This window comes from Micromonospora parva (genome assembly GCF_040649675.1).
Lineage (GTDB): Bacteria > Actinomycetota > Actinomycetes > Mycobacteriales > Micromonosporaceae > Micromonospora > Micromonospora parva.
Genome location: NZ_JBEZFX010000013.1, coordinates 192,862 through 193,808, shown reverse-complemented (window position 1 = coordinate 193,808; position 947 = coordinate 192,862). Strand labels below are relative to the sequence as shown.

At 72.9% G+C, this 947-nt stretch carries 1 pseudogene; it reads right to left on the bottom strand.

The window, feature by feature from the left end:
- Positions 1 to 139: 139 nt before the first annotated feature.
- Positions 140 to 947, bottom strand: a pseudogene (locus tag AB0C03_RS28170) (hypothetical protein); the annotation flags it as partial.

Below are 947 nucleotides of genomic sequence, written 5' to 3'. Positions count from 1 at the left end.
CGATGGTACTGCACTCGTGAGGGTGTGGGAGAGTAGGACGCCGCCGGACAATCTTCCAGTCGAGGGCCGCCCCATCCGGGTCGGCCCTCGACTGCGTAGCGCCATTGGTGGCGCAATCAGGAAGGATGTACCTGTGAGTTCAGGACCGCAGGGCGGAGATCGTCCCCGTCGTTACGAAGACCGTACTGACGGTGCGGGCGGACGCGACCGCGGCCCGCGCCGCGACGACCGAGACCGGCCTCCGTACCGGGGAGACCGTGACAGCGGCGGCGCCCGAGGCGGATACGCCGGCGGCCGCGACTCTGGCTCCCGTGGTGGTGACCGGGACAGCTCGCGCTCCAGCGCCCCGCGTGACGGCGGTTTCCGCGGCGGCGATCGCCGTGACGGTGGCTTCCGCGGCGGTGACCGGGACGGTTCGCGTTCCAGCGCCCCCCGCGAGGGCGGCTACCGCGGCGGTGACCGGGACGGGTCGCGCTCGGGTGCTCCCCGTGACGGTGGGTTCCGGTCCGGACCTCCCCGCGAGGGCGGTTTCCGTGGCGGCGATCGGGACGGTTCGCGTTCCAGCGCCCCGCGTGAGGGTGGCTTCCGTGGTGGTGACCGTGACGGTGGTTTCCGTGGTGGTGACCGCCGTGAGGGCGGGTACCAGGGTGGCGACCGCACTCGCTCCGGCCCGTCGCGTGAGGGTGGTTTCCGCGGCGGCGACCGTGACGGTGGCTTCCGTGGTGGTGACCGCCGTGAAGGTGGTTTCCGTGGCGGCGATCGGGACGGTTCGCGTTCCAGCGCCCCGCGTGAGGGCGGTTTCCGCGGTGGCGACCGCGACGGCGGGTTCCGTGGCGGTGACCGCCGCGAGGGCGGTTTCCGTGGCGGCGACCGGGACAGTTCGCGTTCCAGCTCGCCCCGTGAGGGTGGCTTCCGCGGCGGTGACCGTGACGGTGGTTTCCGTGGTG